General features: G+C 33.6%; 18 protein-coding genes. 11 read left to right on the top strand and 7 right to left on the bottom strand.

What is annotated here, in order from left to right:
- Positions 1 to 50: 50 nt before the first annotated feature.
- The 4 genes from AC1Q7L_RS08260 (at position 51) to AC1Q7L_RS08275 (ending at position 12,065) form a co-directional block, all read left to right on the top strand.
- A complete protein-coding gene (locus tag AC1Q7L_RS08260) occupies positions 51 to 10,334 on the top strand; it encodes a SpvB/TcaC N-terminal domain-containing protein (protein WP_492305035.1) in 10,284 nt (3,427 codons plus the stop codon).
- Positions 10,318 to 10,827, top strand: a complete 510-nt coding sequence (locus AC1Q7L_RS08265; RefSeq protein WP_492305036.1) for a hypothetical protein — start codon at positions 10,318 to 10,320, stop codon at positions 10,825 to 10,827. Before AC1Q7L_RS08260 ends, AC1Q7L_RS08265 begins: the two co-directional genes overlap by 17 nt.
- A gap of 100 nt (positions 10,828 to 10,927) precedes the next feature.
- Positions 10,928 to 11,533, top strand: coding sequence for an REP-associated tyrosine transposase (locus AC1Q7L_RS08270; protein WP_492305037.1), 606 nt, complete (start codon positions 10,928 to 10,930; stop codon positions 11,531 to 11,533).
- A 70-nt stretch (positions 11,534 to 11,603) separates the two neighbouring features.
- Positions 11,604 to 12,065, top strand: a complete 462-nt coding sequence (locus tag AC1Q7L_RS08275) for a hypothetical protein (RefSeq protein WP_492305038.1) — start codon at positions 11,604 to 11,606, stop codon at positions 12,063 to 12,065.
- 79 nt (positions 12,066 to 12,144) lie between these two features.
- Here the strand turns inward: AC1Q7L_RS08275 and AC1Q7L_RS08280 are convergent, their stop codons facing one another.
- Both AC1Q7L_RS08280 and AC1Q7L_RS08285 read right to left on the bottom strand, forming a co-directional pair.
- Positions 12,145 to 12,399, bottom strand: coding sequence for a hypothetical protein (locus AC1Q7L_RS08280; protein ID WP_492305039.1), 255 nt, complete (start codon positions 12,397 to 12,399; stop codon positions 12,145 to 12,147).
- A gap of 147 nt (positions 12,400 to 12,546) precedes the next feature.
- Complete coding sequence (locus AC1Q7L_RS08285) at positions 12,547 to 13,872, bottom strand: DUF3472 domain-containing protein (protein ID WP_492305040.1); 1,326 nt, start codon at positions 13,870 to 13,872, stop codon at positions 12,547 to 12,549.
- 236 nt (positions 13,873 to 14,108) lie between these two features.
- Between AC1Q7L_RS08285 and AC1Q7L_RS08290 the strand changes: the two genes are divergently transcribed.
- Complete coding sequence (locus AC1Q7L_RS08290; protein WP_492305041.1) at positions 14,109 to 14,450, top strand: hypothetical protein; 342 nt, start codon at positions 14,109 to 14,111, stop codon at positions 14,448 to 14,450.
- A 3-nt stretch (positions 14,451 to 14,453) separates the two neighbouring features.
- Here AC1Q7L_RS08290 and pepT read toward each other — a convergent pair whose 3' ends face one another.
- Complete coding sequence (gene pepT, locus AC1Q7L_RS08295; protein WP_492305042.1) at positions 14,454 to 15,701, bottom strand: peptidase T; 1,248 nt, start codon at positions 15,699 to 15,701, stop codon at positions 14,454 to 14,456.
- A 187-nt stretch (positions 15,702 to 15,888) separates the two neighbouring features.
- On the opposite strand from pepT, the gene AC1Q7L_RS08300 reads away from it, so the two are divergent.
- Together AC1Q7L_RS08300 and AC1Q7L_RS08305 are read left to right on the top strand one after the other, a co-directional pair.
- The gene (locus AC1Q7L_RS08300) at positions 15,889 to 16,737 is read left to right on the top strand and encodes a hydroxymethylglutaryl-CoA lyase (RefSeq protein ID WP_492305043.1); all 849 of its coding nucleotides are present in this window, start codon (positions 15,889 to 15,891) and stop codon (positions 16,735 to 16,737) included.
- A 155-nt stretch (positions 16,738 to 16,892) separates the two neighbouring features.
- On the top strand, positions 16,893 to 17,729 hold the full coding sequence (locus AC1Q7L_RS08305) for a sulfurtransferase (RefSeq protein ID WP_492305044.1): 837 nt from the start codon (positions 16,893 to 16,895) through the stop codon (positions 17,727 to 17,729).
- 162 nt (positions 17,730 to 17,891) lie between these two features.
- On the opposite strand, the gene AC1Q7L_RS08310 is transcribed toward AC1Q7L_RS08305, so the two are convergent.
- The 4 genes from AC1Q7L_RS08310 to AC1Q7L_RS08325 all read right to left on the bottom strand — a co-directional run bounded on the left by AC1Q7L_RS08310 (position 17,892) and on the right by AC1Q7L_RS08325 (position 19,875).
- The gene (locus tag AC1Q7L_RS08310; protein WP_066753828.1) at positions 17,892 to 18,218 is read right to left on the bottom strand and encodes an iron-sulfur cluster assembly protein; all 327 of its coding nucleotides are present in this window, start codon (positions 18,216 to 18,218) and stop codon (positions 17,892 to 17,894) included.
- A 3-nt stretch (positions 18,219 to 18,221) separates the two neighbouring features.
- Positions 18,222 to 18,926: a 3'-5' exonuclease gene (locus AC1Q7L_RS08315; RefSeq protein ID WP_492305045.1), complete on the bottom strand. Its 705-nt coding sequence runs from the start codon at positions 18,924 to 18,926 to the stop codon at positions 18,222 to 18,224.
- A gap of 95 nt (positions 18,927 to 19,021) precedes the next feature.
- A complete protein-coding gene (locus AC1Q7L_RS08320) occupies positions 19,022 to 19,369 on the bottom strand; it encodes a tRNA-binding protein (protein WP_492305046.1) in 348 nt (115 codons plus the stop codon).
- Entirely contained in the window at positions 19,366 to 19,875 is a 510-nt protein-coding gene (locus AC1Q7L_RS08325) for a hypothetical protein (protein WP_492305047.1), read from the bottom strand. Before AC1Q7L_RS08325 ends, AC1Q7L_RS08320 begins: the two co-directional genes overlap by 4 nt.
- Positions 19,876 to 20,075: 200 nt before the next feature.
- On the opposite strand from AC1Q7L_RS08325, the gene AC1Q7L_RS08330 reads away from it, so the two are divergent.
- The 4 genes from AC1Q7L_RS08330 (at position 20,076) to AC1Q7L_RS08345 (ending at position 23,786) form a co-directional block, all read left to right on the top strand.
- Positions 20,076 to 20,657 carry a DUF4840 domain-containing protein gene (locus AC1Q7L_RS08330; protein WP_492305048.1) on the top strand — a complete coding sequence of 194 codons (582 nt, stop codon included), beginning with the start codon at positions 20,076 to 20,078 and terminating at the stop codon, positions 20,655 to 20,657.
- A gap of 103 nt (positions 20,658 to 20,760) precedes the next feature.
- Positions 20,761 to 21,324, top strand: coding sequence for an RNA polymerase sigma factor (locus AC1Q7L_RS08335; RefSeq protein ID WP_492305049.1), 564 nt, complete (start codon positions 20,761 to 20,763; stop codon positions 21,322 to 21,324).
- Positions 21,317 to 22,672, top strand: a complete 1,356-nt coding sequence (locus AC1Q7L_RS08340; RefSeq protein ID WP_492305050.1) for an outer membrane beta-barrel protein — start codon at positions 21,317 to 21,319, stop codon at positions 22,670 to 22,672. The genes AC1Q7L_RS08335 and AC1Q7L_RS08340 overlap by 8 nt, the downstream gene beginning before the upstream one ends.
- 145 nt (positions 22,673 to 22,817) lie before the next feature.
- Positions 22,818 to 23,786 carry a T9SS type A sorting domain-containing protein gene (locus AC1Q7L_RS08345; protein ID WP_492305051.1) on the top strand — a complete coding sequence of 323 codons (969 nt, stop codon included), beginning with the start codon at positions 22,818 to 22,820 and terminating at the stop codon, positions 23,784 to 23,786.
- Positions 23,787 to 23,931 lie beyond the last annotated feature (145 nt).

The following is a 23,931-nucleotide window of genomic DNA, read 5'->3' on the forward strand; positions in this document are numbered from 1 at the left end:
ATTTTAAATCAAGAGTGTCTCTAGTATAAAAACACACACATATAAAACGAATGAAAAGATCTTTATTGAGCGTTTTAAGAAAAAACACAAAGCTCCTTAATTCAATCATATTTTTTACTTGTTGGTCTCAGGTTCATGCTTATGCAAATTCATATTATCTGAATAAGCAGGAAAATGTAATTCCAATAATGGAAGTTGGTTCTGATTCAAAAGAAAATTTACATAAAGAAACTTCTGATAATAAGGAAAACCAAAATAAAGCAGGAACTTCTGATGATATTTCTGCTAAAAAGGCAGCCAAAAATAACACGGAAATTAGTAATAAAATTCTTGTTTCGTCACCTTTAAATAAAATTGATCATAATAAATCTTTAGGATTAAGTGAAAAAAGATATTATACTTCTGATATTAAGGAAGGTATCATTGGAACCAGTTTGGAACATCCAATTGATCAGATTTATGATAATGTTTTTAATATTTTAATTGATGAAAAAATAAATCCTGCTTATCAATATACATTAGAATATGATTTGTATGGAGTTGACACTTATAAAGAAGTAAGTAAAGTCATCAATGACGATTTAGCGACTGGAGGAAAGAATGTTCAAAAAAATAATACTTGGACACATCAGTCGGAACCTATTACAGAAAAATCTATCAAGCAGGGAAAAAATACTATAATCTTTACGTTACCATATCTTTCAGGGTATAGCTATAAAGTGAAAAACCTTAGAGTAGGTATTTCCAATAAAAAGCAAAATTTTGAAAATATAGCGAATGTAAATTATAATGCTTTATCTGTTTCAAAATTTGTAAGTAATATAAGCAACTCAGAAAAACTTAATCTAGGATCTGCTGAATTAAATATTACTAAAGGAACTCTTAAAAGCTCAGAAAATTTTTCTATTACTGCCCTTAGGGATATAGATATGCCTGCGCTTACTCCGGAAATGGTAAACGTAACCTCTGAAAATTCAGGATATCGTTTTCTACCTCATGGGGAGCATTTTTCAGTTCCGGCAAAAGTGTCTTTAGGATACGATAAAAGTAAAATTCCAAGTGGATATACAGAACAGGATATTAAAACATTTTATTTTGATAAAACAGAAAAAAAATGGATTGCTTTAGACAAAGACAGTGTCAATCTACAGCAAAAAGTATTGGTGTCAAAAACAACTCACTTTACGGATATGGTAAATGGGGTTTTAAAAGTTCCTGAATCTCCAGAAACAGGTAGTTATGCGCCCAATTCTATTAAAGATATAAAAGCTGCAAATCCTTCTGAAGGAATTGTGAGCATTGCTCCGCCATCTCCTAACAGTATGGGGAGTGTTACAACCAGCTTCCCTATTAAACTTCCGGCAGGTAGAGCAGGAATGCAGCCTTCTTTAGGTGTAAGTTATAGTAGTGAAGGAGGAAATGGTTGGATGGGACTTGGATGGGACATGTCTGTTCCTTCTATAGGAATTGATACCCGATGGGGAGTTCCAAGATATGATAATACAACTGAAACGGAACTTTATACTATCGGCGGAGAACAATTAACCTTCGAAGTAAGCAGTGGAGTGTTTGCAATGCCTAACAGAAATGAAGGTTTTGATAAAGGAAGACAAACAGACAGACGATTTTATCCAAGAATTGAAGGTTCTTATAATAAAATCATAAGAAAAGGAACATCTCCTAAAGATTATGTATGGATTGTAACTTCTAAAGATGGAACAAAATCTTATTTTGGAGGAGATGAAGCAGGGATAAATAATAATACTGTTCTTAAAGATTCAAATGGAAATATTGGACATTGGGCATTATATAAAACGGTTGACACAAATGGGAATTATGTGTTATATACATATGATAAATCTACCTATACCGGGAATCCCGGAAATGGGGGACAAGAGTTACATATTTCTGAAATAAATTACACTTTACACAATACACAGAATACTGTAAAAAATTATAAAGTTTTATTTACAACAACTTCTGGGAGAGAAGATGTTCAAATTAATGGAAGATTAGGCTTTCTCGAAATAGAATCAAAGAGATTAACCAAAGTAGAAGTTAAATATGGTGATGAAAATGTAAGAAGCTATGAGTTTGACTATATAAACAATGAAAAAACTTTCAAAAAATCCTTACTGAAAAGTATTACGGAGAAAGATGCCTCAGGGGTTGATTTTTATACTAATCAAATAGAATACAATGAAGCACCGGATGATGCAAATATGTTTGGTGTAGCACAAAATTGGAAAGCTCCAGATCCGGCAAGTTTTTCTGGATTACTTTCTTCTTCCAGTTTGGTTCAAGGATATTCTATGTTGTCGGGAAGTTTAGGTAAATCCACTGGGACGAATTTTGGGATCAGTGTAGGAGCATATACTATTTCCTCTCCTTTCACAAGCGACACCTCTTTATTCAGCTTTAGAAAGGGTACTGTAGGGGCGCATGGTTCCATCAGTAGTTCATCATCAGAAAATCAAATTACTTTGATAGATATCGATGGAGATAACTTGGCAGATAGAGTATACCAGAATAATGGGGTTATTTCCTATTCTAAAAACTTGTCAACTGCAACAAATGGAATTCAATCATTTGGACCTAAAATAACTGTCGGAAATTTACAAGATATAGGTAAATCCAAAAATTCATCTTGGGGAGTAGGAATTGATGCTAATTTTGGAGGAGGCAGTCTTGGTTTCGATTATTCTAATAGTACAAATACTACATCATCTTATTTTATGGATTTTAATAACGATGGGCTGGTGGATTTTGTGAAAGACGGTAAGGTGTACTTTAATATTCTTGTCGGAAATGTTCCTTCATTTAATCCAAATAGTGGTTTGACTCCATATCCTATTAATATTACTTCTGTTGGAACACAACCTTCGATATCTTTATTTGATGATCAGGATAAAACGGAGAAAAAAATGATGTTGGAGCAGAATCCATTGCATGATGTTGTACGTGTATGGGTAGCTTCAAAGTCTGGCACTATTACAGTTAAAAATACTTTTGCACTGAAGCAGACAACATGTAGCCCAGAAGAAAACTGTAGTAAGGCAGATGGTGTAGTCGTTTCTTTTCAATATAAAAATAATGATCCATTAGTAAATAATATTAATGCAGGGGACTATAATTCACATTCTTTTGCAGATCAAACAATTAATATTAATAAAGGAGAAAAACTGTATTTCAGAGTATCTTCTAAATATGATGGAACATTAGATCAAATTACTTGGAATCCTGAAATTATTTATTCTACACCAAATGTACCACCTGTAGATAGTGATAATAGAGATTTATCAAGCTATAAATCTCAGGAAGATTTTGTAAACTCAGGGACTAGTTCTTACGTTGTTGGGAATGCGGGAACTTTAAATTTATATTTAAACAAAACAATTCCATTATCAGATAATGCTAAAGTATTCCTGACGATTAATGGTGTGGATTATGCTCAGTTTCCAATGACAATATCTTCTACATCTACTTATAATAATACAATTATTGGTCCTCCTATTAATTTAAACCCAGAGGATAAAGTTTCTGTGAAAGTTTATACAGATACTCAAATAGATTGGACGAAATTTAAATTAATTCCTGAATTCACAGAGACTTCATCAGGAGAAAAGACATATTTACAAGTAGAATATAGCATGTATAATGATAGAGGAAATTTTGTAACCTATGCAGTTCAATCTGCAGATATAGATAAAAATATTTCTGTAAAGGCGTCATCCCTACCTAATTTCAATGGAAAAAGTGGTAAAGTTGTTATCTCTGCAAAAACGAAAAATAAACTATTAACAAAAACAGTTTATAATGTAATCAACGGGACAGCAATTCCAACTTTCGAAGTGCCATATAAGATCGTATCACAGGATCTAAATGAAAATATATATTTAGAAACAACGGTAAGCAGTGATGATAGAGATTTTATAAATAATATAACAAGCATTGATGGCATTTTAATAAATAATGGTCTTAACTATATAAATAACCCAAATAATTTATCTCAACAATATGTAAGTACTTCATCTAATAACGGAACGATTGTTATTGGCCAAACGACCAGATTATATTTTGAAATAGGAAATTATGTTCCTACTACTTCGGCTACACTTTCAGTTCTTAATTCTTCTGGAGCGGGTGTTAGTTTCCCAAACTCAACATTATCAGGACAAGCGGGGTTGGCTAAAAATACCTTTGTAGATCTACAGCCAGGAGTTTATACATATACCTTGAATTTCTTTCATGCATCTGGATCAAGTGATTATGGAAGAATTTACATTACAAATGGAGGAAGCGAGACAACGATAATGAGCTTTACAAATTCCCCTCCACATAAACCAATTTTAGGACCACAAACTCCTACATCTGCATTAAGCTCAAATCAATATGATAGCAGATTTGGGATACTATACCGTGGTTGGGGAGGCTTTATTTTAAATGGAAATAATTCAGCTAAAAATAATATTGTAGAAGCATATGATATTAACAGCAATTTTGCCAACGGAGGCACTATTGCAGAGATGAAAGTAGATGAAACAAGGCTAAAATTAAATAATGCATATGGAATAGATCCAGGAGTAACCCCTACAATTAATAATCCTACAATTGACCCTAATGGTAATGTCAGTATTATGGATAATGATGGGTCATTGGCGAAAAATTATTTCTTAACAATCAATTCTAATGTTAATAATAATGATAAAGGAAGATTGGTAGATGTTGACCCAACTATTTATATCTCTCAAAATACGATCAATATATCACGTTTGGGAGTTCATAATATAGATTCTAATTTTGATAACCGCTCATTAAGTCAGGCTGTCGGATCTGAGTTGAGTGCACCAAATATTCAGTTAAAAAATCAAAGTGTGAGTGTAGGAGCAGGAGTGAGTGCAGGCTTTGCAGGTGTAAATGTGTCACAGACTATTTTTTCTGAAGCAAAATCTGTTCGTAATGTATTAGATTATAATGGAGACGGATTTCCGGATGATTTCAGCAAAACTAATGTGAAAATAACATATCCTGTAGGGTTTTTATCAGGAAATTCTTTAAACGTTGGAAGTCAGTCAATCTCTAAAGCTAGTTCTACTGGAATTTCATCAGGATATTCATTTGTACATGGCGAATCAAGCAGAATGGCATTTATACAGACAGCAGGTAAAAATTCTAAGAATAAATCATTTAATGCAGAATTAATCGAAAGCTCAGCTAAAAGTAAAATGGCAGCAACGAAGTTATCTATCAGCGTAAATGGAGAGACTTCAAGTGAAAACTCAAAACAAACATTCTTAGATATAAACGGAGATGGTCTTCCGGATAAATTTAATACAAATAGTTTTGAACTGAATGTTGGAAATGGTTTCGCAGGAAATGATTCTTGGGGAACGGATTTTACTTCTGAAGGTATAGGAACAGGTTTTGGACTTGGAGGAGGAATCAGTCTATTTAGAGGAAGTTTTGAATTTGGAGTTAATTTTAGCTCTAATACAAGTAAAACTACAAAGGAATTAGTTGATGTCAATGGAGATGGGTTGGCAGATAAAGTATTATATGCAGGAAATAATGCAACAGTATATCTGAACTTAGGAGATAGAATGTCTGCAACTCCATTAAACTTAAACTTTCAAAATGGAAATGATATTCATAAAGATGTATCTATTAGTGTTGGAGGGAATGCAGCGGGAACTATTTTAATTCCTATTCCTATCATTGCAGGAGTAAGTGGATTAAAATTGAACGTAACTTTAGGAGTATCTAAAGGAACCTCAACCACAAGATCTGACGCTACATTCAAAGACATGAACGGAGACGGTTATCCTGATTTTGTAACATCAGATGATGCCGATAACATTAGTGTTCGTCTTAACCAAATAGGTACCACAAACCTTCTTAAAAAAGTAACCACTCCAATGGGAGGATCTTGGGAAGTTGCTTATGAAAGAATAGGAAATACTTATGACATGCCACAAAGTAAATATGTCTTGAAAAACGTAATTACTAATGATGGATTTACAGGAGATAATGCATTTAGCCCTGATGTCTCTAAGGTTACAGTAAACTATGAAGAGCCTTATTATAGTAGAAGAGAAAGAACTTTTTATGGCTTCAAACAACTGACGGTTAATCAGATTGATACTAAACAAGGAGGAGCGTCTTCAAATATAGTTTTTAGAAAAACAATACAAAGATTTAATAATGATAATTACTACTTAAAAGGAGCATTGCTTACGGAAAGACTTTTTGATGCTAATAATAAAACATGGACGATAAAAGTTAGTAATTATTCTTTAAAACAAATAAAAGATACAAATGTTGATTTTACTGTTAAATATGGTGAGGACGAAAAAAATTATCAAAATTACGCATGTTTCTTAGCTATAGCAGATACAAGCTCTAGTTTCTTAGAAGGAGATACCGGTTGGAAAACCACCAACACGAAAATAAAAGAATATGACCAATGGGGTAATGCAACAAAAGTTGAAGATTCTGGAGACCCAGATATTGGAGTATCTGAAATATTAAACAGTACAGTTGCTTATACACTGGTTAATGCATCTACTTATATAATAATGCCTACATCAGTAAAAAATATTGCAAATGGTGTAACAAGAGAGAAAAAAGCAGAATACAATGCTAATGGTGATCTTTCAAAAATGACGATCCTTAAACAGGGTGCCAATTATTCTGTTTATGATTTTGAATATGATATCTACGGAAATATTTCAAAATCTACAGGACCTGCAAATTATGCTAATCAAAGGTTCTTCCATCAATACACGTATGATGATTATGTAAAAACGTATCCGGTAAAAGTTCAGGATGCTTTTGGATATAGTAGCAAGACTCAGTATGACTTCCGTTTTGGCATACCAACATATACTGAAGATATGAATTTGCAGCCAATGAAGTATGCATATGATGCCAAAGCAAGACCTACAGAAATTACAGGACCATACGAATTGTTTAACAACATTCCTTGGACAATTAAATTTGAATATAGCCCAATTACCAATGCTCCGCTTAATGCTACCAATGCACAGTCTTTTGCAGTGACCAAGCATTATGATCCGGAATATGCAAACAGTACGATCAACACCATTACGGTTGCTGATGGTTTTGGAGGAGCAATTCAGGTGAAGAAAACCGGAGATATTCATAATCAAGGGTTAAAATATATTGTAGCAGGTAAAGTTGAAGAAGATGCTTTCGGAAGAGCTTTAAAAACCTATTATCCTACTGTAGAAGATATCAGTTCTACTAATACTCAGTATAATGCAGCTGTAGATAACATCGAACCGACAATCAATCAATATGATGTTATGGACAGGGTTGTTTATACAAAACTACCAGGAGAAAACCTGTTCTCAACTATTACGTATGGATTTGGAACAGACGTTCAGGGAAGAAATATGTTTGAAACTATTTTCAAAGATGAATTAGGAAGTATTAAGAAAACATATACCGATATTAAGGGAAGAACAACTTCTGTTCATGAAGTTTCAAATACCGGAGATATTAAGACACAGTTTACACATGATGCGATCGGAGAAATTCTTCAGGCAAAAGATGTGAACGGTAATATTACAACATCGGTTTATGATGATTTAGGAAGAAGAACTTCTTATACGCATCCGGATAGTGGGGTTACTACTTATAATTATGATCAGGCAAGCAATATGACTTCAAAAACCAATGCAGCCAATGAAATAGTTGAATATAAATACGATTATTCAAGAATAAAAGAAGTTAAATATCCTGTATATCCTGAAAATAATGTAAAATATTATTACGGAAATGCATTAGATGCTTCAGCAATGGATAATAATGCGGTAGGAAGATTATGGTACCAGACAGATGCTACAGGAACGCAGTATCTGAAATACGGAAGATTGGGTGAGCTTACTTACCAGAGACGTTCAGTGGCAGTTCCGGGAGCTCAGGTTTATTGGTTCGGAACAGAATGGCAGTATGATACTTGGAACCGTGTTAAGACAATTACTTATCCGGATGGAGAAAAATTAACGTACAAATATGACAAAGCAGGTAATTTAAATAATGTTGCCTCTGTAAAAGATGGAAACTCTTATCCGATGATAAACCTTATCGGCTATGATAAATTCGAGCAGAGAGTATATCTGAAAAACGGAAATGACACAGAAACAACATACGAGTACGAAACTAACCGCAGAAGACTGTTAAAAATGTATGCTAAAAATGCAAACAGATCCTTCATGCAGAATACGTATCAGTATGATGTTATATCTAATGTTATGCAGATTCATAACAATGCACCAGTGGTGAATGGTCTTTTAGGAGGAGGAACTAATTATGCTTTCGGGTATGATGATCTGTACCGTCTTACTTCTGCTTCAGGAAACTGGAGAGGTATTAATACACAGGCAGAAGAAGAACGTCACCGTTATACTGTTGCGATGTCTTATGATAACATGCACAATATCATGAGCAAAACTCAGAAGCATGAATGGACAACCGGAGCTACCAACAACAACTGGACGGCAATGGAACCAACTTCTTACAGACTGAATTATAAATATGAAAACCCATCACATCCACATGCACCTACAACAATTGTAGATGAACCTAATATTGTGCCTTCTTCTACATGTTGTAATCCGGATGATCCGGGAGTGAAGTTCCAGCATTATAAATATGATGCAAAAGGAAATCCACTAACAATTGAGCAAGAAACATGTACTTTTAATGAACAGAAAACAGTATATCAGTGGGATGAAGAAAACCGTTTACGTTTCGTAGACACTAACCCTTCTACACCGGAAGTTGATGGAGCTGCTATATATACTTATGACGCTGGTGGAGAAAGAATTATCAAAGATGTATTGTATTCAGGGATGTTATTCAGAACAAGAGGTGAGCAATCAGGCACATGGCCACAACCGATTGTAACATCTCATGCTGCGACTATTTATCCAAATGGATTATTAACCTTGAATTTCTCTTTTGATAGTTTGGGTGGTATATCAATACCTCGCTACACAAAACATTATTATGCAGGAAGTCAGAGAATAGTAACTAAAAATGGGACAAGTGAAAATATAGGAGTATTCAATTGTGATTGGCTAATTATACCTTTTGCAGGAAGTACGCCGCCTATAAACCCTGTTACTTTATCTAATACTATTTTGCAAACGGCTACACAAAAAAGTTTGGCAGTAATGCAGCAGAATAATATTACGCCACCTCCTAATTATGGGCAGAACGCGGGATATAATGGAAACTGTGTAAATAATTATGCAGGAGGTAAAGAAAAAGAAATCTATTGGTTCCATCCAGATCATTTGGGATCTAGTAGCTATATTTCAGGCGCAGATGGAGAAGTAACCCAAAATATAGAATACTTCCCAAGTGGAGAAGTATTTGTAGAAAATCATAACGCTAGCAGTAACAACAGCCCTTACAAATTTAATGGCAAGGAACTTGATGCTGAAACTGGGTATTATTATTACGGAGCGAGATATTACAATCCAAGAGTTTCTCTTTGGTTAAGTGTCGATCCGCTGGCTGACTACAATCCTTTCTATAATGATCAAGCTTATATTGACGGGCAACACAATGGAGGAGTGTATAATTCAGGGAATAATAATCCTTATATTTATTGTTATCAGAAACCTCTAATTTTAATAGACCCTAACGGGAAACAGGCTAATAATAGTGTTTTATTAACGGCTAATTATGTTACCGTTCCCCCAGGTATGTATTCTAGTAGTCCTCATTTGAGACAGGAGGGATATAAGTTTACTAGTGCAGCAGTTCATTTATTAAGTCTTGTGAGTTTTGTAAAAAAACAGGATATCGAAAATACGAGAATTTATTTTTCAACTCAAGGTTCAGCGGGTGCTTCAATTACTTTAGGTTCATCTCCAAGTGATGCTAAAATTACCCATTTTTATAGTCAAAAAGAACATCATTCATCTACAGATGGTAGTTCTTTTAATGATTTTTTCGAAAGGAATGCTCATGAAGTTGGACATGTTCCTCAATTAGAAGCGGGTTATATAGGACATATAGCGGGTTCATTAAAAGAGTATATAAAAAATATACTTAGTAGCCAAGATTGGCATGATGGTTCCTATTCGACAAAAGAACCTCAAGCTGACGTGGGTGAAAATGTATTTAATCATTTCAATAATTGGGTTGATAAAACTTATGGGAAAAAGAATGGATTGAAGAATTTATTTGAAGATAAAAAGAATTCACAAGATAATATTATAAAAAGAGTCGATCAAATGTGGAAAGATTATACAACAAATAAATATAAAAATCACAATACTAATGGAAAAGAAAAATAATTTAAATCGGTGGTTAAAAAGAATCTTGATTGTTTTGTTTGGCTCTACAGTTATGTTTTTGATAGCCTTAATTTTAGGATTTTATTTATTATCTCACCCTTATACATATAAACTATCTTATCAGATAAATAAGCAAAAATTAATAAATTGTAATAATAAACAAATACTTTCTTTGTCAATTGATAATGATTCTATAACAAAAGATGGGAGTGTTTATGAAATGGGGAAAACTATAGTTTGGGATTATAAAACAAATCCTGCTCCTCATGAATTTTCTTTTGAAAACATACCTAAAGGATATTCATTATTTGGATACAAAAGTAAAGAACCAATTAGTAAGTTAATACTTAAACCAAACTGTAGTTATACTATAGAGCAATATGGAAAAGGAAATATTAATTTTAAAATACGAGTTTGGACAGATAAATTTGGAAGAGTATATAAAACCTCTCATCCTGATTGTTCTAATGGCCCCGCTGCGCAAAGTCTGTGACTTTGAGCCAGATTAATTAAAAAAAACCGCTACAATTTAGTAGCGGTTTTTTACATAAAAAAGAAAAATAATTTTACATTTATAATATAAAAACAAAAAGATGAAAGAAGGATATATTATAAGAGATCAGGAGAAGCCACATTTTATAACCTGTACAGTTGTGGATTGGGTTGATGTCTTTACAAGAAAGAATTATAGAGATGTAATAATTGAAGCCTTGAAATATTGTAAAGAACATAAAGGTCTTATATTGTATGGCTATGTCATAATGAGTAATCATATTCACTTAATTATACAATCGAAAGAAGGTAAACTATCAGATTTAATCAGGGATTTTAAAAAGTTTACAACAAAGAATATTTTAGAGAAAATACAAACAGAACCAGAAAGTAGGCGAGAATGGATGCTGGAAAGATTTTCCAAAGCAACAGAAAGTCATAGTAGAAACAAAACCTATCAATTCTGGCAATATGGTAATCATGCGGAGGAAATCTATACTTTGCACTTTTTATGGGATAAGCTTAATTATATTCATTTAAATCCTATAAGAGCGGATCTGGTAGATAAGGCACATCATTATATATATTCATCTGCAAGTAATTATGTTCTGGGAAATGGATTATTGGATGTAGAACTGGCAGATAATCCTGTAATTGATGTAACTAAGAAAAATGAGTTTTGGAAATATAATAATTATAATGAATAGAGCTCAAAGTCACAGACTTTGCGCAGCGGATGCAACAAGAAGAGCAAATTTAAAAAAATAGAGTTATATTATGATTATTGAAGAGTTTTTAAAAATAGAAAATCATACTGACAAGGATGAAATAGGTATGCTTATGAATGATCTATATAATGAATTTAGAGGGGGACGTGACAGAAATGATATTTTAATATTATTAAATTCGGATATAGATTATATGAGATATTATGGATGTGACATTTTGAATGAAACGAGAATAAATGATGTTAAGTATGTTAAAAAAATAATGGACAAACTATATGATATTCTCATAAATGATATTTCTGTTAATAATAATATAAGGGCTTATCACGCATTATATGGTATATATCTAGATAATAAGGATATTAATGGTCTTTTATTATTGTGTGAAGAAATGAAAAATAATACAGAGCCAATGATTAAGCAAGGTTCAATTGAATTCCTTGAAAAGTATAAAACGGCACCTGCAAACTATACTTTTGACGAGTTTACAAAGCATCTGTTTAGTAGATAAAATCACTCTCGCTGCGCAAAGTCTGTGACTTTGAGCCAGATTAACAAAAAACCACTACAATCCGTAGTGGTTTTTATCATTAAAAAGGTTGCTCTGTACAACGATCATCACCGGGAGGGCAATACGTTCCACCACCACCGCCAGATCCACCGCCACCGCCTACAGCGATGCATTGTCCGGGATTTCCGTCGTCATTCATTTCGCATGCTTTTCCGAAGGTGCATTCGCAGTCTGTCCAGCAATAGGCGGAATCTCCGTTACTGTGACAGCCACCTCCGCCACTTCCAAGGATGTTGGAAAGATCTTTTCTTAAAAGTTTTTTGATGTTTTTCATAATTAAAGTTTGTGACTTGGTTAAAATGCAAAATATTTTACATTATTTAAAGATAAAAAATTAAAATTAATCATTTCTCATGTTTGTGATAAAAAGAAAACCAGCACAATATTGCACTGGTTTTATAGATGATTTTAAAATTTAAGCTTAATTCGCTGAGACATTGCAGGAGCCCAAATCAATTAAATTAATATCAGGAGTACGAGTTGGCGGACTAACATTTAAAACGGAATTCATAAGCGTAACATCATTTGTAAATGCCCCGTTTTTAAGATAAAAAGTATTATTTACAGTTCCTCCTGTGGCATCAACTCTTTGATGAGCTTTATAGGTCGCATCTGCCGTAAATTTTGCCTGAGATATCGGTAGCCATTGCCCATCCGTTGTTTTTACCCATTGATTTCCAAACTCAGCTTTTCTTCCCTGATAGCCGTTATCGGGAATAAAATTTTCAACAAAACTGTGCAAATTGTCTAAATAGGCTTTTGTGTAAGGTCTTTTCCAGCTTGCGATTAACAACCATGAATTGGTTTCAGGAGCAAAAAACCAGGCTGTATAATCCGTTTTTCCTGTGCCGTCAGGTTCTCCTTTTAAAAGAAATTTGTACGTTAAACCGGCTTTCCAATCATATTGCAGATAGCTTTGACCTCCAGAACCTTCATTTCCAAATTCTCCGGTAATCACGTTCTTGCCTTTGCAGTTTAGCTTGATTTTATGATCTTCGGGAATGTCCTTTGGATCATCTGTAGAAAAAGGGCTCCAGACAGAAAATAAAACTCTTCTTTCGGTCTCAGAATTTACCTGAATTCCAAAATATCCATTCTGAAAACCATTAGCCATAAAATAAGAACCAATTTTATCTTCTCCTTTCGGAATGGTGATTTCATTATAAAAATACAAAATATCTTTGCTGGTGGGATTTGTGTACTTCAAATGGCAAGATGGTCCTCTTCTTCCCCAATAGTAAAAATTAGGATCATTGCAGAAAATATTATCTTCCTCGGATAATGGATTTTCAACTATAATATGAGAAACATCCGCAAAATAATCTCCTGTCTTTTTTACACCTTGAAGATCCACTTTCACATATCCCGGAAGAACATTAAAATCTCCCACAGAATAGGTTTTATAAGAAGAATCTTTAATAGAAATCTTATGCAAAACGCCATTAACAGTAACTTTAATCACACTCTTTCCGGATGGAACTTTTGCTTTCAGGCTGAGGTGCAAAATCCCCCGATGACTTACTTTAAAATAAGTGCTGATTATCGTACCGGTACTTGTCCAATTCCCAAGACCGTTTTTAGTAATCACTTCTGTGGAGCCTTTTGTTGAGGTTGTGATAAATGCATTTCCAGCTAAAGGAACTTCACCAGAGTAACGATGCTGATTCTGTATATTGGTTGCCATTACCATAGAAAATTGCAGGCATAAGAAAATAACATATGCACTGGTTAATAATTTTGTTTTCATTATTTGCTGTTTTGGTAAAAATAAAAACAAAATTTTGGAAATATTTTATAAATAATTAAATTTTAATGATTTTGATTAAATTCTTAAAAGCAATGATATTTTTATTGAAGTCATTCATTGTTTTAAAAATAAATATTTAAAATATTAATTTTACCCACAAAGTTTATCATCCTGGAAGGATCTCAGCATAGTATTAGAAAAAAACAATTGAAGAAACGTGTTTAGATCCTTTCAGCATGACAAACTTTGTAGATGATTGTTTTTCTATAAGGATCCGCAGTTATAATATTTGCAATGTCAATGACAATATTCGAAGTGGCACTTTAAACATTAGCAATGGCAGTTATATTATAAGCTTTGGCAACTTCAATATTCGTGATGGCGATTACAGTTTTAGTATTGGCGAATGTATTTTTTCTAATGTCAAATACAATATTGCTAATGGCGTTTATAATACTAGCGATGGCATTTATAGTATTAATGATGGCGAAAAAATTAATGCCGAGGTTTTCTTGTTTAAGTTTTACTCCAAACAAAAAACCACCGCAAAAAGCAGTGGTTTTTCTATAATAATTTAAATATTAAGCTTTTACAATATTGATAATAACCTCCATTGCTTTTTCCATACTTTCCAACGCTACATATTCGTAAGGTCCGTGGAAGTTCATTCCACCTGCAAAAATATTTGGACAAGGAAGTCCCATGTATGACAATTGAGCGCCATCTGTTCCTCCTCTGATTGCCTTGATTTTAGGTTCAATATTCGATTCTTTCATCGCTTTCGCAGCAAGATCAATGATGTGCATTTTGCCTTCAAACTGCTGCTTCATGTTACGGTATTGTTCTTTGATTTCAACTTCAGCCGTTCCTTCACCATATTTTTGATTGAATTCTACAACTTTTTCCTCCATGAATTTTTTTCTCGCTTCATACTTTTCTTCGTCATGATCACGAATGATGTATTGAAGTTTAGCCTCAGAAATATCAGCAGTAATATCCATTAAATGATAAAATCCGTCAAAACCCTTAGTCGTAGCCGGAGTTTCATTTGCCGGAAGCAATTGAATAAATTCCGCAGCTAAAAGACCTGCATTCACCATTTTTCCGAAAGCATATCCTGGGTGTACACTCAATCCGTGGATTTTCACAACAGCACCTGCCGCGTTGAAGTTTTCATATTCCAACTCTCCAACCTCGCTTCCATCCATAGTATAAGCGAACTCAGCCCCGAATTTTGCAACATCAAATTTATGTGCTCCTCTTCCAATTTCTTCATCAGGTGTAAACCCAACTGCAACTCTTCCGTGCTTAATTTCCGGATGAGCGATTAAATATTCTGCTGCTGTTACAATCTCTGCACAACCTGCTTTATCATCAGCTCCAAGAAGTGTATTTCCGTCAGTTGTAATTAATGTCTGACCAATGTATTGTTTTAAGCTTTCAAATTTAGAAGAAGATAAAGTAAATCCTGTTGTTTGATTTAAAACCAGATCATTTCCGTCATAATTTTCCCAAATCTGAGGTTTTACATTCTCACCACTGAAATCCGGTGAAGTATCATAATGCGAAATAAATCCAATTGTAGGTTTGTCATCATTCTCAAGGTTAGAGGGAACGTAGCCCATAATATAACCGTTGTCATCAATCGAAACGTTTTCCAGACCGATCGTTTTCAGTTCTTCAACAATGTACTTTGCGATGTCCCACTGTCTTTCTGTTGAAGGGGTTGTTTCGCTTTCTGCGTCACTCGTTGAATAGATTTTTACGTAATTAATAAAACGGTTCAGTAATTTTTCTTTCCACAATTGGTTGAATTCTATTGTACTCATTAGATATCATAAATTTCAACAAAGTTAGCAAATTTGATGCTCAGAATACCTTATTTGGACTTGAATATAAGGTATTGAAAATATTAATCATATATAAAAGCTTGAAAATCAAAATAATGTTAGCTTTGCTTTAATCTTATATAAACTTGTTTAGTTTTATTATATTTGAGAAAATCAAAAAGTACCAATGTTTCTAACTGAATGTCCGAGAGATGCAATGCAGGGTTGGGGAGAATTTATACCGACCGCAAAAAAAATAGATTATATCAACTCCTTGATGGAAGTTGGATATGATATATTGGATTGTCTGAGCTTTGTTTCTCCAAAAGCAATTCCTCAGCTCGCTGATTCTGATGAGGTTGCCGAAAATATAGATAAATCTTTATCGAATACAAAAGTTTCTGCAATCATCGGAAATTACAGAGGTGCAGAAAAAGCATTGAAGCATCAATCTGTTGATATTCTGGGTTTTCCATTTTCTATTTCTGAAACTTTCCAGCATAGAAATACCAATAAAAGTCAGGAAGAAGCTTTTACTGAGATCATTAAAATGCTTGAACTGACAAAAAGTGAAAATAGAGAATTAAACATCTATTTTTCAATGGCTTTTGGTAATCCTTATGGTGAAATGTGGAAATGGGAAGATGTTGATTTCTGGGCACAAAGATTTTCAGAAATTGGAATTAAAAACATCTTACTTTCTGATACAACGGGAGTTGCAACACCGGAAACAATCTCTCTTTTATTCGATAAAATACCTTCAAAATACCCTGAGATTAATTTCGGAGGACATTTTCATAACCGTTACGAAGATTCTTATTCTAAATTAAAAGCAGCTTACGATAAAGGCTGTAGAAGATTCGACAGCGCCATCAAAGGAATTGGCGGCTGCCCAATGGCGAAAGATGATTTGGTAGGAAATATGCCTACAGAACAGGTAATCAACTTCATGAGCGTTGAAAAAGTAGACCACAAATTAAATTTATTAAACTTCGAAAGTTCTTATAACAGAGCGAAAGATATTTTTCATTTTTGAGACATTGTCTCTTTTATTATAAGCGATTTCAGCCTGAGCTTGACGAAGAATAATAAAATAAATATCAATAGGAGCGGGTTTTAACCCGCTCTCCTAGATTAAAAATTCAATTGGCTTTAGCCAAAACTTAAAAATTAACTCCAAAATCAACAAAAATGTCACCAATCATCTCACCATTCGAATTAAAAAATCTCCCAACAGAAAACCTCATCATTCTTGATGCAAGAGTAGGACAAGACGTTTACAAAAACTACTTGGACAAACACCTCAAAGGAGCAAAATTCATCGATTTAGATAAAGACTTAGCTGAAATTGGAGAAGATGCAGCTTTTGGTGGGAGACATCCTCTTCCAAGTGTTGAGAAATTTGCAGAAACACTTTCAAATCTTGGAATTTCAGAAGATTCTCATATCGTTGTTTATGATGATAAAAACGGAGCAAATGCAGGTGCAAGAGCTTGGTGGATGTTAAGATCTTTTGGATTAAAAAATGTTCAGGTTTTAGATGGAGGAATTCAATCTGCAGAAAGAAATGGATTAGAATTTTCATCAGGTGAAGAAACTTTTGAAAAATCAGATATAATTAAAAAAGAAATCTGGCTTCTTCCAGTTGTAAGCTTAGAAGATGTTGAGAATGAATTAGTAAACAATTCTTCAACGGTAATAGATGTAAGGGATGCTTACCGATATAATGGTGAATCTGAACCAATTGATTTGGTTGCTGGACATATTCCTGGCGCAATTAATATTCCTTTTTCTGAAAACTTGGATGAAAATGGAAACTTCTTGAAGCCAGAAATTTTAAAAGAAAAATATTCAAAATTATTAGCAAACAAACCAGAAAATTTAATCATTCACTGTGGTTCAGGAGTTACAGCGTGTCATACGATTTTAGCTTTGGAATATGCTGGTTTTCAAACTTCTAAATTGTATGTTGGCTCGTGGAGTGAATGGAGTAGAAGAGAAGGAAAAGAAATTGCAAGAGAGGTTTAATAAAAACATTTTCCGTCAAGTTTGTCATTCTGACGAAGGAAGAATCTCAATAGTAGTTTATAAATTCTTCACTCCGCTTTCGCTTCGTTCAAAATGACAAAACGTATAAACAAAATAAAAGGCTGCCAAAAATGACAGCCTAATTTATTTTTAATTCAATAATTAAAGCATTCCCAATTCAAACTTTGCTTCTTCGCTCATCATATCCTTGTTCCAGCTAGGTTCGAAAGTAAGCTCTAAATCTACGCTTTTTACGTTTTCTGCTTCCGCTACTTTATCTTTTACCTCCTGCGGAAGCGTTTCTGCAACCGGACAGTTTGGTGTAGTAAGAGTCATAATAATTTTCACATCAGCATCTTCAGAGATCTGAACATCATAAATAAGTCCCAACTCGTAAATATCCACCGGAATTTCCGGGTCATAAACGGTTTTTAGTATTCCAATGATTTCTTCTCCTATATCGGCAATTTGATCGTCTGTAAATTTCATTTTTTAATCTAGATTGATATTCCTTTTCAACAAATCTTCCTGACGCATTCGTCGGAAAACATTTGCCAAAGTTAAGACATCTTTTTCACAATAGTCAACTATTCTTTGCAAGTCTTTTTCTATGTAATAGATTGATGAAACCATTGAGCCGTCGATATCATCTTTCGGAGTTGGAATTCCAAAGACATGAGCCAGTAATTCTAAAGAAATGAAGCTTTTATAGTCTCCGAACTTCCATAATTCCATCGTATCAATATGTGGGATTTCCCATGGTTTTTTCCCGAACATCTGGAACGGAGTGGGAGGTTGCATTCCGTTAATCAGAAATCGTCTCGCGATCCACGGGAAGTCAAATTCTTTACCGTTGTGGGCACAAAGAATAATATCTCGAAGTCTTGGGCTGTTGAAAATTTCGCCAAATTCTATCAGCAATTTCTTTTCATCATCGTTTGCGAAGCTTTTAATCTTTAAAGTATCATTTTTTTCAACCATTCCGATGGTGATGCAGATGATTTTTCCGAATTCGGCCATAATTCCGGCTCTTTCGGGGTAAAATTCTTCTGCGGTGGCTTCATCTTTTCTTTGGAATCTTGTTTTTTTATCCCAAAGTTTTTGTTCTGTTTCAGGAAGCTCTTCCCAAGAACCTGTTCCCGGAACGGTCTCAATATCAAGGAATAAAACTCTTTCTAATGGAATGTTTTGTATCATTAAATTTTTTCTTTAACCAACTGAATCTAAACCTCAAAGGTTTCAAAAACCTATGAGGTTTAATTTAAATCGGAATTTTATTAAATATTTTAAAACTAGCCAACCTGCATTCCATTTTTTGCGGGCAATGAAGGTGTTAAAAGGGTAACGTCTTTTTTATTTTCTCCATAAACTCCCAAAACCAGACACTCGCTGAAAAAATTGGCAATTTGCTTCTTTGGAAAGTTTACAATAGCTAAAATTTGTTGTCCAACAAGATCTTCTTTTTGATAAAGATTTGTGATTTGAGCGGATGATTTTCTGGTTCCCAAGTCTCCGAAATCAATTTCTAGTTGATACGATGGATTTCTGGCTTTTTCAAAATCGTTTACTGAAATGATGGTTCCGCATCTGATATCTAATTTTTCAAAATCTTCCCAAGAGATTTCCGGTTTTACTATCATGATAATGAATTGATTAAGTTTTCTACTTCTGTTTTCTGTTCTGCATATTTGTGTTGAAGTTCAGAGTTTTCGCCCATTCTTCTGTAATATTCCAATGCTTTATTTCCGAAAAATTTTCTGTGAAAATCTGAAACATCAGGAATTTGTGGAAACACTTTATGGAAAAGCATTTCGTAATATGCCTGAAATTCTCGTTCATTTTTATCCTCAATTACATTTCCCGGAGCTTTTTGTCTTACGTGAAGCATTTCGTGGGCAACCATATTTAAGACAAGATTCAGATCAAAATCAAATATATTTTTAGGGATCATAACCATTTGAGGATGTCCCAATTCCCCTTCCGCTGTTAAAAGCATTGAGTTTGGTGAAAGTTCCTGTCTGAAACCAAAACCCGCAAAGTTTTCATGCTCTAAATCAAACGAGTGAATTAAATACTTTGCAGCGTCTAAAATTTGATCATGCTCTTTATAAGCGTCGAGATGTAGATTGATTTGTTCGAAATTCATTCAAAAATATGTTTTAACAAATGTATTAAAATATTAAAAACTTAAACAAGACTTCATGAAACATAATTTTTTCTTTTAATAATCAGTTAGTTATAATTTTTTTTCATCTTTTTTCAATATTTCGTGCAAGATTTTTCGAAAAAGGGATTTATATAAATGAGTACTCAAAGTAAATAATGTATAATGAAATAATTAAAGTAATGAAGAAATTAACAGTACTTAAGGCTTTTATGGTCGTTTTGGTTGCATTTGCAGCGTTGTCTTTAACGTCGTGTAATAATGATAGTTATGAACCTGTTCCTGTAAAATTGGGAGATGTGAATGGCAACTATAAGGCAAGACTTTTTATACAGCAGGGAAGTAAAGGACCTATTGTTGAGAAAATTATCAACTTTTCGGCAAAGGATACGATAGTTGATTTTAAAGATTTTCCGATCAGAGAAATTGTAAAATCTGTCGTAAAAGATCCTGTAAAAACGGATACGGCATTAGCTAAAATCGGGAAGGTTGAATATAAACTTAATTATACTTCAAAAATTAATACAGAACAGAATATTGTTGAGTTGACCTTTGCTCCTAAGAAATTGAATATCCAGATTCCTGTGGACGGAGTGACTAAAAATGCTGTAGTAACAGTGGTTGCTAAACAAAAAGGTTTTTTTGTAGGACAAGATTGGTCGCTGAGATTTGGTTTGGTGGCAGAAAAAATAATAGTTGATGGTGTAGAATTAGCCCCCTTTGAAACCATTAAATATGATTTTCCGTATTCTATAAAAAATTAAGAGACGGATATCATGCAAGATAGGTTGTGCTTTGAAAAAAGGCAGCCTATTTTTGCATTACAATTAAATTAATCATAAAATCAGGATGTTATTGTAAAAATACATGGAAGAAAGTAAGGAGCAGATTTTGATAAAACGTCTTCATCTGAAGGAGGAAACTGCCTGGAAAGAGCTTTTTGAAGCTTATTCCGGAAACCTTACCTATGTGTGTTCGCGATACATTATCGGGCAAGATGACGTGCATGATGTTTTGCAGAACAGTTTTATAAAGATGTTTCGTTCGATTGATTCATTTGAATACAGAGGAAATGGTTCTTTAAGAGCCTGGATAACCAGAATTGTGGTGACAGAATCATTAAAATATCTTAAGCAAAATTCTGATTTTAAAATAGTTGATGATGAATTTGAAATACCTGATTTACCGGAAGAAGAACCCGATCTTCAGGAAATATCTCAAACAACGATCATGAAAATGATACGAACTCTGCCCGACGGTTACAGAACTGTTTTCAATTTGTTTGTGTTTGAGGAAAAGAGTCATAAAGAGATTGCTGCGATTTTGGGAATTGCTGAAAACTCTTCAGCGTCACAGTTTCATAGAGCTAAAGCGATGCTTGGTCATAAAATAAAAGAATATAAAATGTCAAAAACAGCGCAATATGAGTAATCAGTGGTTGAATGAGATGCGCAGAAAAATGGAAGATCATACAGATGATGTTCCGGAAGGATTGTGGGACAATATTAAAGGTGATTTATTCTCCGAAGACGACAATGATAAAATTACAGCACTTCCTATCATTGGAAATGATTTAAAAGCAAAAGACAAAAATAAATCTACGTTTACATCTAAAAAATTAATATACCGCATTAGTGCTGTTGCCGCTGTGATCGCCATGTTTTTTATTGGGGTTAAAATATTCGATTTTTATAAGAATGAAAAGGGAGATTCACCAAAAATTACAAGTTCTAAGAAAGGAAATAAAGTAGAATCAGTGAGTCATTCTTATGGAAATAAAAATTCACCGAAAAGGGCTAATGATTTGATTGATAGTGATTTGTTTAAACGAAATGCAATCTCAAATAATATCACATCAAATATAATTTCAACAAAAAATAGCTTTAATGAAGTTCTGAATATTCATAATGAAATTCTTAAAAACGGAATTAATCATAACAATCAAATTGCACAGCAGGAAAATATAATTATTGATAATAATCAGTCAATCAATGATATAAAAGATCCTGTTTCGCAGGACGAAAAAGATTTTAAAGATAAATTTGAATCAATTCAAAAACAAAAAATAGCAAAAAAACAATCCAAAAAACCTTGGATGCTGAGTTTGCTTACAGGAAATACTTCAGGAAGTTCATCAGAGCAATTTCCGGGATATGCTACCATAAGCGGAAGTCCAATGAATGTTGGTGATATGTTTTATGCAAGTAACGATGGAGATCCTTTTGTACAAGTCGTTTTGGCGAATCAAAATAAGGAAGTAGAAGCAAGAATAAGGCATAAAGTTCCTGTTACTTTAGGCGTTTCAATGTACTATAGTTTAGGAAAAAAATGGGGGATCGGAACGGGAATTAACTATACAAAATTATCATCCGAGCTTCGTTCGGGAAGTGATGCTAATTTAATAAAAAGCGATCAGTCGGTTCATTATATCGGTGTTCCTGTGCAGGTAAATTATAATGTAATTAAAAAAGGAGCATTTACGGGATATGTTACTGCCGGAGCGACTGTTGAAAAAGCGGTTGCCGGAGGTGTCACGACAAAATATATTGTAAATAATGAAATAAAAGAGGAGAAAAAAGAAGGATTGGAAGCAAAACCGGTTCAGTTTTCGGTTAATAGCGGGGTTGGATTACAATTAAAAATTGTCAATAAAATAGGAATTTATGCAGAACCGGGCATTGGCTACCATTTCAAGGATGACAGTTCACTCAATACAATATATAAGGAGAAACCATTAAATTTTAATGTAAAATTCGGGATTAGATTGTTGCTCGACTGATAATTAATTCAGACTTCAAAAAGCAATATCTAAAAATAAATTAGGCTCATTAATTAATAAGCTCTATGGTTTTATTATGCCCAAATCTTAACCAAAATAAAAACTGATAAAATATTAAAAATCAATTCACTAAATAAATATTAACATGAAAACAAAACTAATTTTTTTAGCATTTTACCTATTTCTGAGCATTGTAAAAATACAGGCTCAATGTACCCCTACAATTACGAGTCCTAGATTGGGAACTATGTTTGCAGATAGAGTGGTTTTTTGTAATACAGAAACCGAAACGCTTTCTACAACTCAAACTTACGGAAGTTATCAATGGTACAAACAACAGTGGGACTGGCAATCTCCCAATCCAAATCCTTGGGTTCCGGTTCCGGGAGCAACATCACAAACATTGACGATCAATGGTGTAGATGATATGCTGTATTATTTTAAGGTTGAAGTTACAGACGGAGATTGCATTGCAGAAAGTCCGGCCATTCTTGCCGACGGATATGTTTATGGTCTGCCATATATGATGGCTAATTTTACACCCGGAACTTATGAAGAAGTCGGACCTGGAGAATATAATGTTTGTCAGGGAGCAACGGTGCAACTTGATGATGGATTTCCTTTGTTGTATGGTGTTCATACTTGGTTTAAATGTGTCCCGAGCAGCAATCCTCCCTTGCCTACAGATCCTTGCATCATCAATGGAGCAACGGGCGATTCTTATATTGCTAATGCATCGGGCGAATATGGATTTTATGCCTGTACAGAATATTGTCCGGATCAGTGTGAAATGTTGAGTGATTTTGCGTTTATCAAGCTTAATTTTGGAAACTTTGGCTTCTGTAATCTCGCAACAGGTGAAATAAAACCGAAAGAAAACGCCCTGACATTATATCCAAACCCAACAACCCAATTTTTATATATCGGAAAAGAATCTGATAAAACGTACAGTTCTATTTCTATCATCGATATGTCCGGAAAGCTTGTTTTACAGAAAGATAAGCATCAATATAATGTTGCAATTGATGTAAGCAGTCTTGTTCCTGGAACATATATGATTGTCTCTAAAACTTTAGACGGAAAAGTCTATAAAAACAAATTTATAAAGAAGTAATAGTTAGTTTTTTAATAATTTATGTTTAGGTCGGTACAGAGTTCATCCCTGTGCCGATTTATTTTTTTAAGATAATAATGATTAAACCTAAATGTTATGAACTAAATGAAGTGTTTTCTAAAATAAAATATTAATTATTTTTACG

It is taken from the genome of Chryseobacterium sp. GW823-FHT05E08, assembly GCF_058795655.1.

What these genes read in the sequence shown, in the direction of transcription:
- AC1Q7L_RS08260 (WP_492305035.1), top strand. Translation starts at nt 51, where the DNA reads ATGAAAAGATCTTTATTGAGCGTTTTAAGAAAAAACACAAAGCTCCTT.
- AC1Q7L_RS08265 (WP_492305036.1), top strand. Translation starts at nt 10,318, where the DNA reads ATGGAAAAGAAAAATAATTTAAATCGGTGGTTAAAAAGAATCTTGATT.
- AC1Q7L_RS08270 (WP_492305037.1), top strand. Translation starts at nt 10,928, where the DNA reads ATGAAAGAAGGATATATTATAAGAGATCAGGAGAAGCCACATTTTATA.
- AC1Q7L_RS08275 (WP_492305038.1), top strand. Translation starts at nt 11,604, where the DNA reads ATGATTATTGAAGAGTTTTTAAAAATAGAAAATCATACTGACAAGGAT.
- AC1Q7L_RS08280 (WP_492305039.1), bottom strand. Translation starts at nt 12,399, where the DNA reads ATGAAAAACATCAAAAAACTTTTAAGAAAAGATCTTTCCAACATCCTT.
- AC1Q7L_RS08285 (WP_492305040.1), bottom strand. Translation starts at nt 13,872, where the DNA reads ATGAAAACAAAATTATTAACCAGTGCATATGTTATTTTCTTATGCCTG.
- AC1Q7L_RS08290 (WP_492305041.1), top strand. Translation starts at nt 14,109, where the DNA reads ATGACAAACTTTGTAGATGATTGTTTTTCTATAAGGATCCGCAGTTAT.
- pepT (WP_492305042.1), bottom strand. Translation starts at nt 15,701, where the DNA reads ATGAGTACAATAGAATTCAACCAATTGTGGAAAGAAAAATTACTGAAC.
- AC1Q7L_RS08300 (WP_492305043.1), top strand. Translation starts at nt 15,889, where the DNA reads ATGTTTCTAACTGAATGTCCGAGAGATGCAATGCAGGGTTGGGGAGAA.
- AC1Q7L_RS08305 (WP_492305044.1), top strand. Translation starts at nt 16,893, where the DNA reads ATGTCACCAATCATCTCACCATTCGAATTAAAAAATCTCCCAACAGAA.
- AC1Q7L_RS08310 (WP_066753828.1), bottom strand. Translation starts at nt 18,218, where the DNA reads ATGAAATTTACAGACGATCAAATTGCCGATATAGGAGAAGAAATCATT.
- AC1Q7L_RS08315 (WP_492305045.1), bottom strand. Translation starts at nt 18,926, where the DNA reads ATGATACAAAACATTCCATTAGAAAGAGTTTTATTCCTTGATATTGAG.
- AC1Q7L_RS08320 (WP_492305046.1), bottom strand. Translation starts at nt 19,369, where the DNA reads ATGATAGTAAAACCGGAAATCTCTTGGGAAGATTTTGAAAAATTAGAT.
- AC1Q7L_RS08325 (WP_492305047.1), bottom strand. Translation starts at nt 19,875, where the DNA reads ATGAATTTCGAACAAATCAATCTACATCTCGACGCTTATAAAGAGCAT.
- AC1Q7L_RS08330 (WP_492305048.1), top strand. Translation starts at nt 20,076, where the DNA reads ATGAAGAAATTAACAGTACTTAAGGCTTTTATGGTCGTTTTGGTTGCA.
- AC1Q7L_RS08335 (WP_492305049.1), top strand. Translation starts at nt 20,761, where the DNA reads ATGGAAGAAAGTAAGGAGCAGATTTTGATAAAACGTCTTCATCTGAAG.
- AC1Q7L_RS08340 (WP_492305050.1), top strand. Translation starts at nt 21,317, where the DNA reads ATGAGTAATCAGTGGTTGAATGAGATGCGCAGAAAAATGGAAGATCAT.
- AC1Q7L_RS08345 (WP_492305051.1), top strand. Translation starts at nt 22,818, where the DNA reads ATGAAAACAAAACTAATTTTTTTAGCATTTTACCTATTTCTGAGCATT.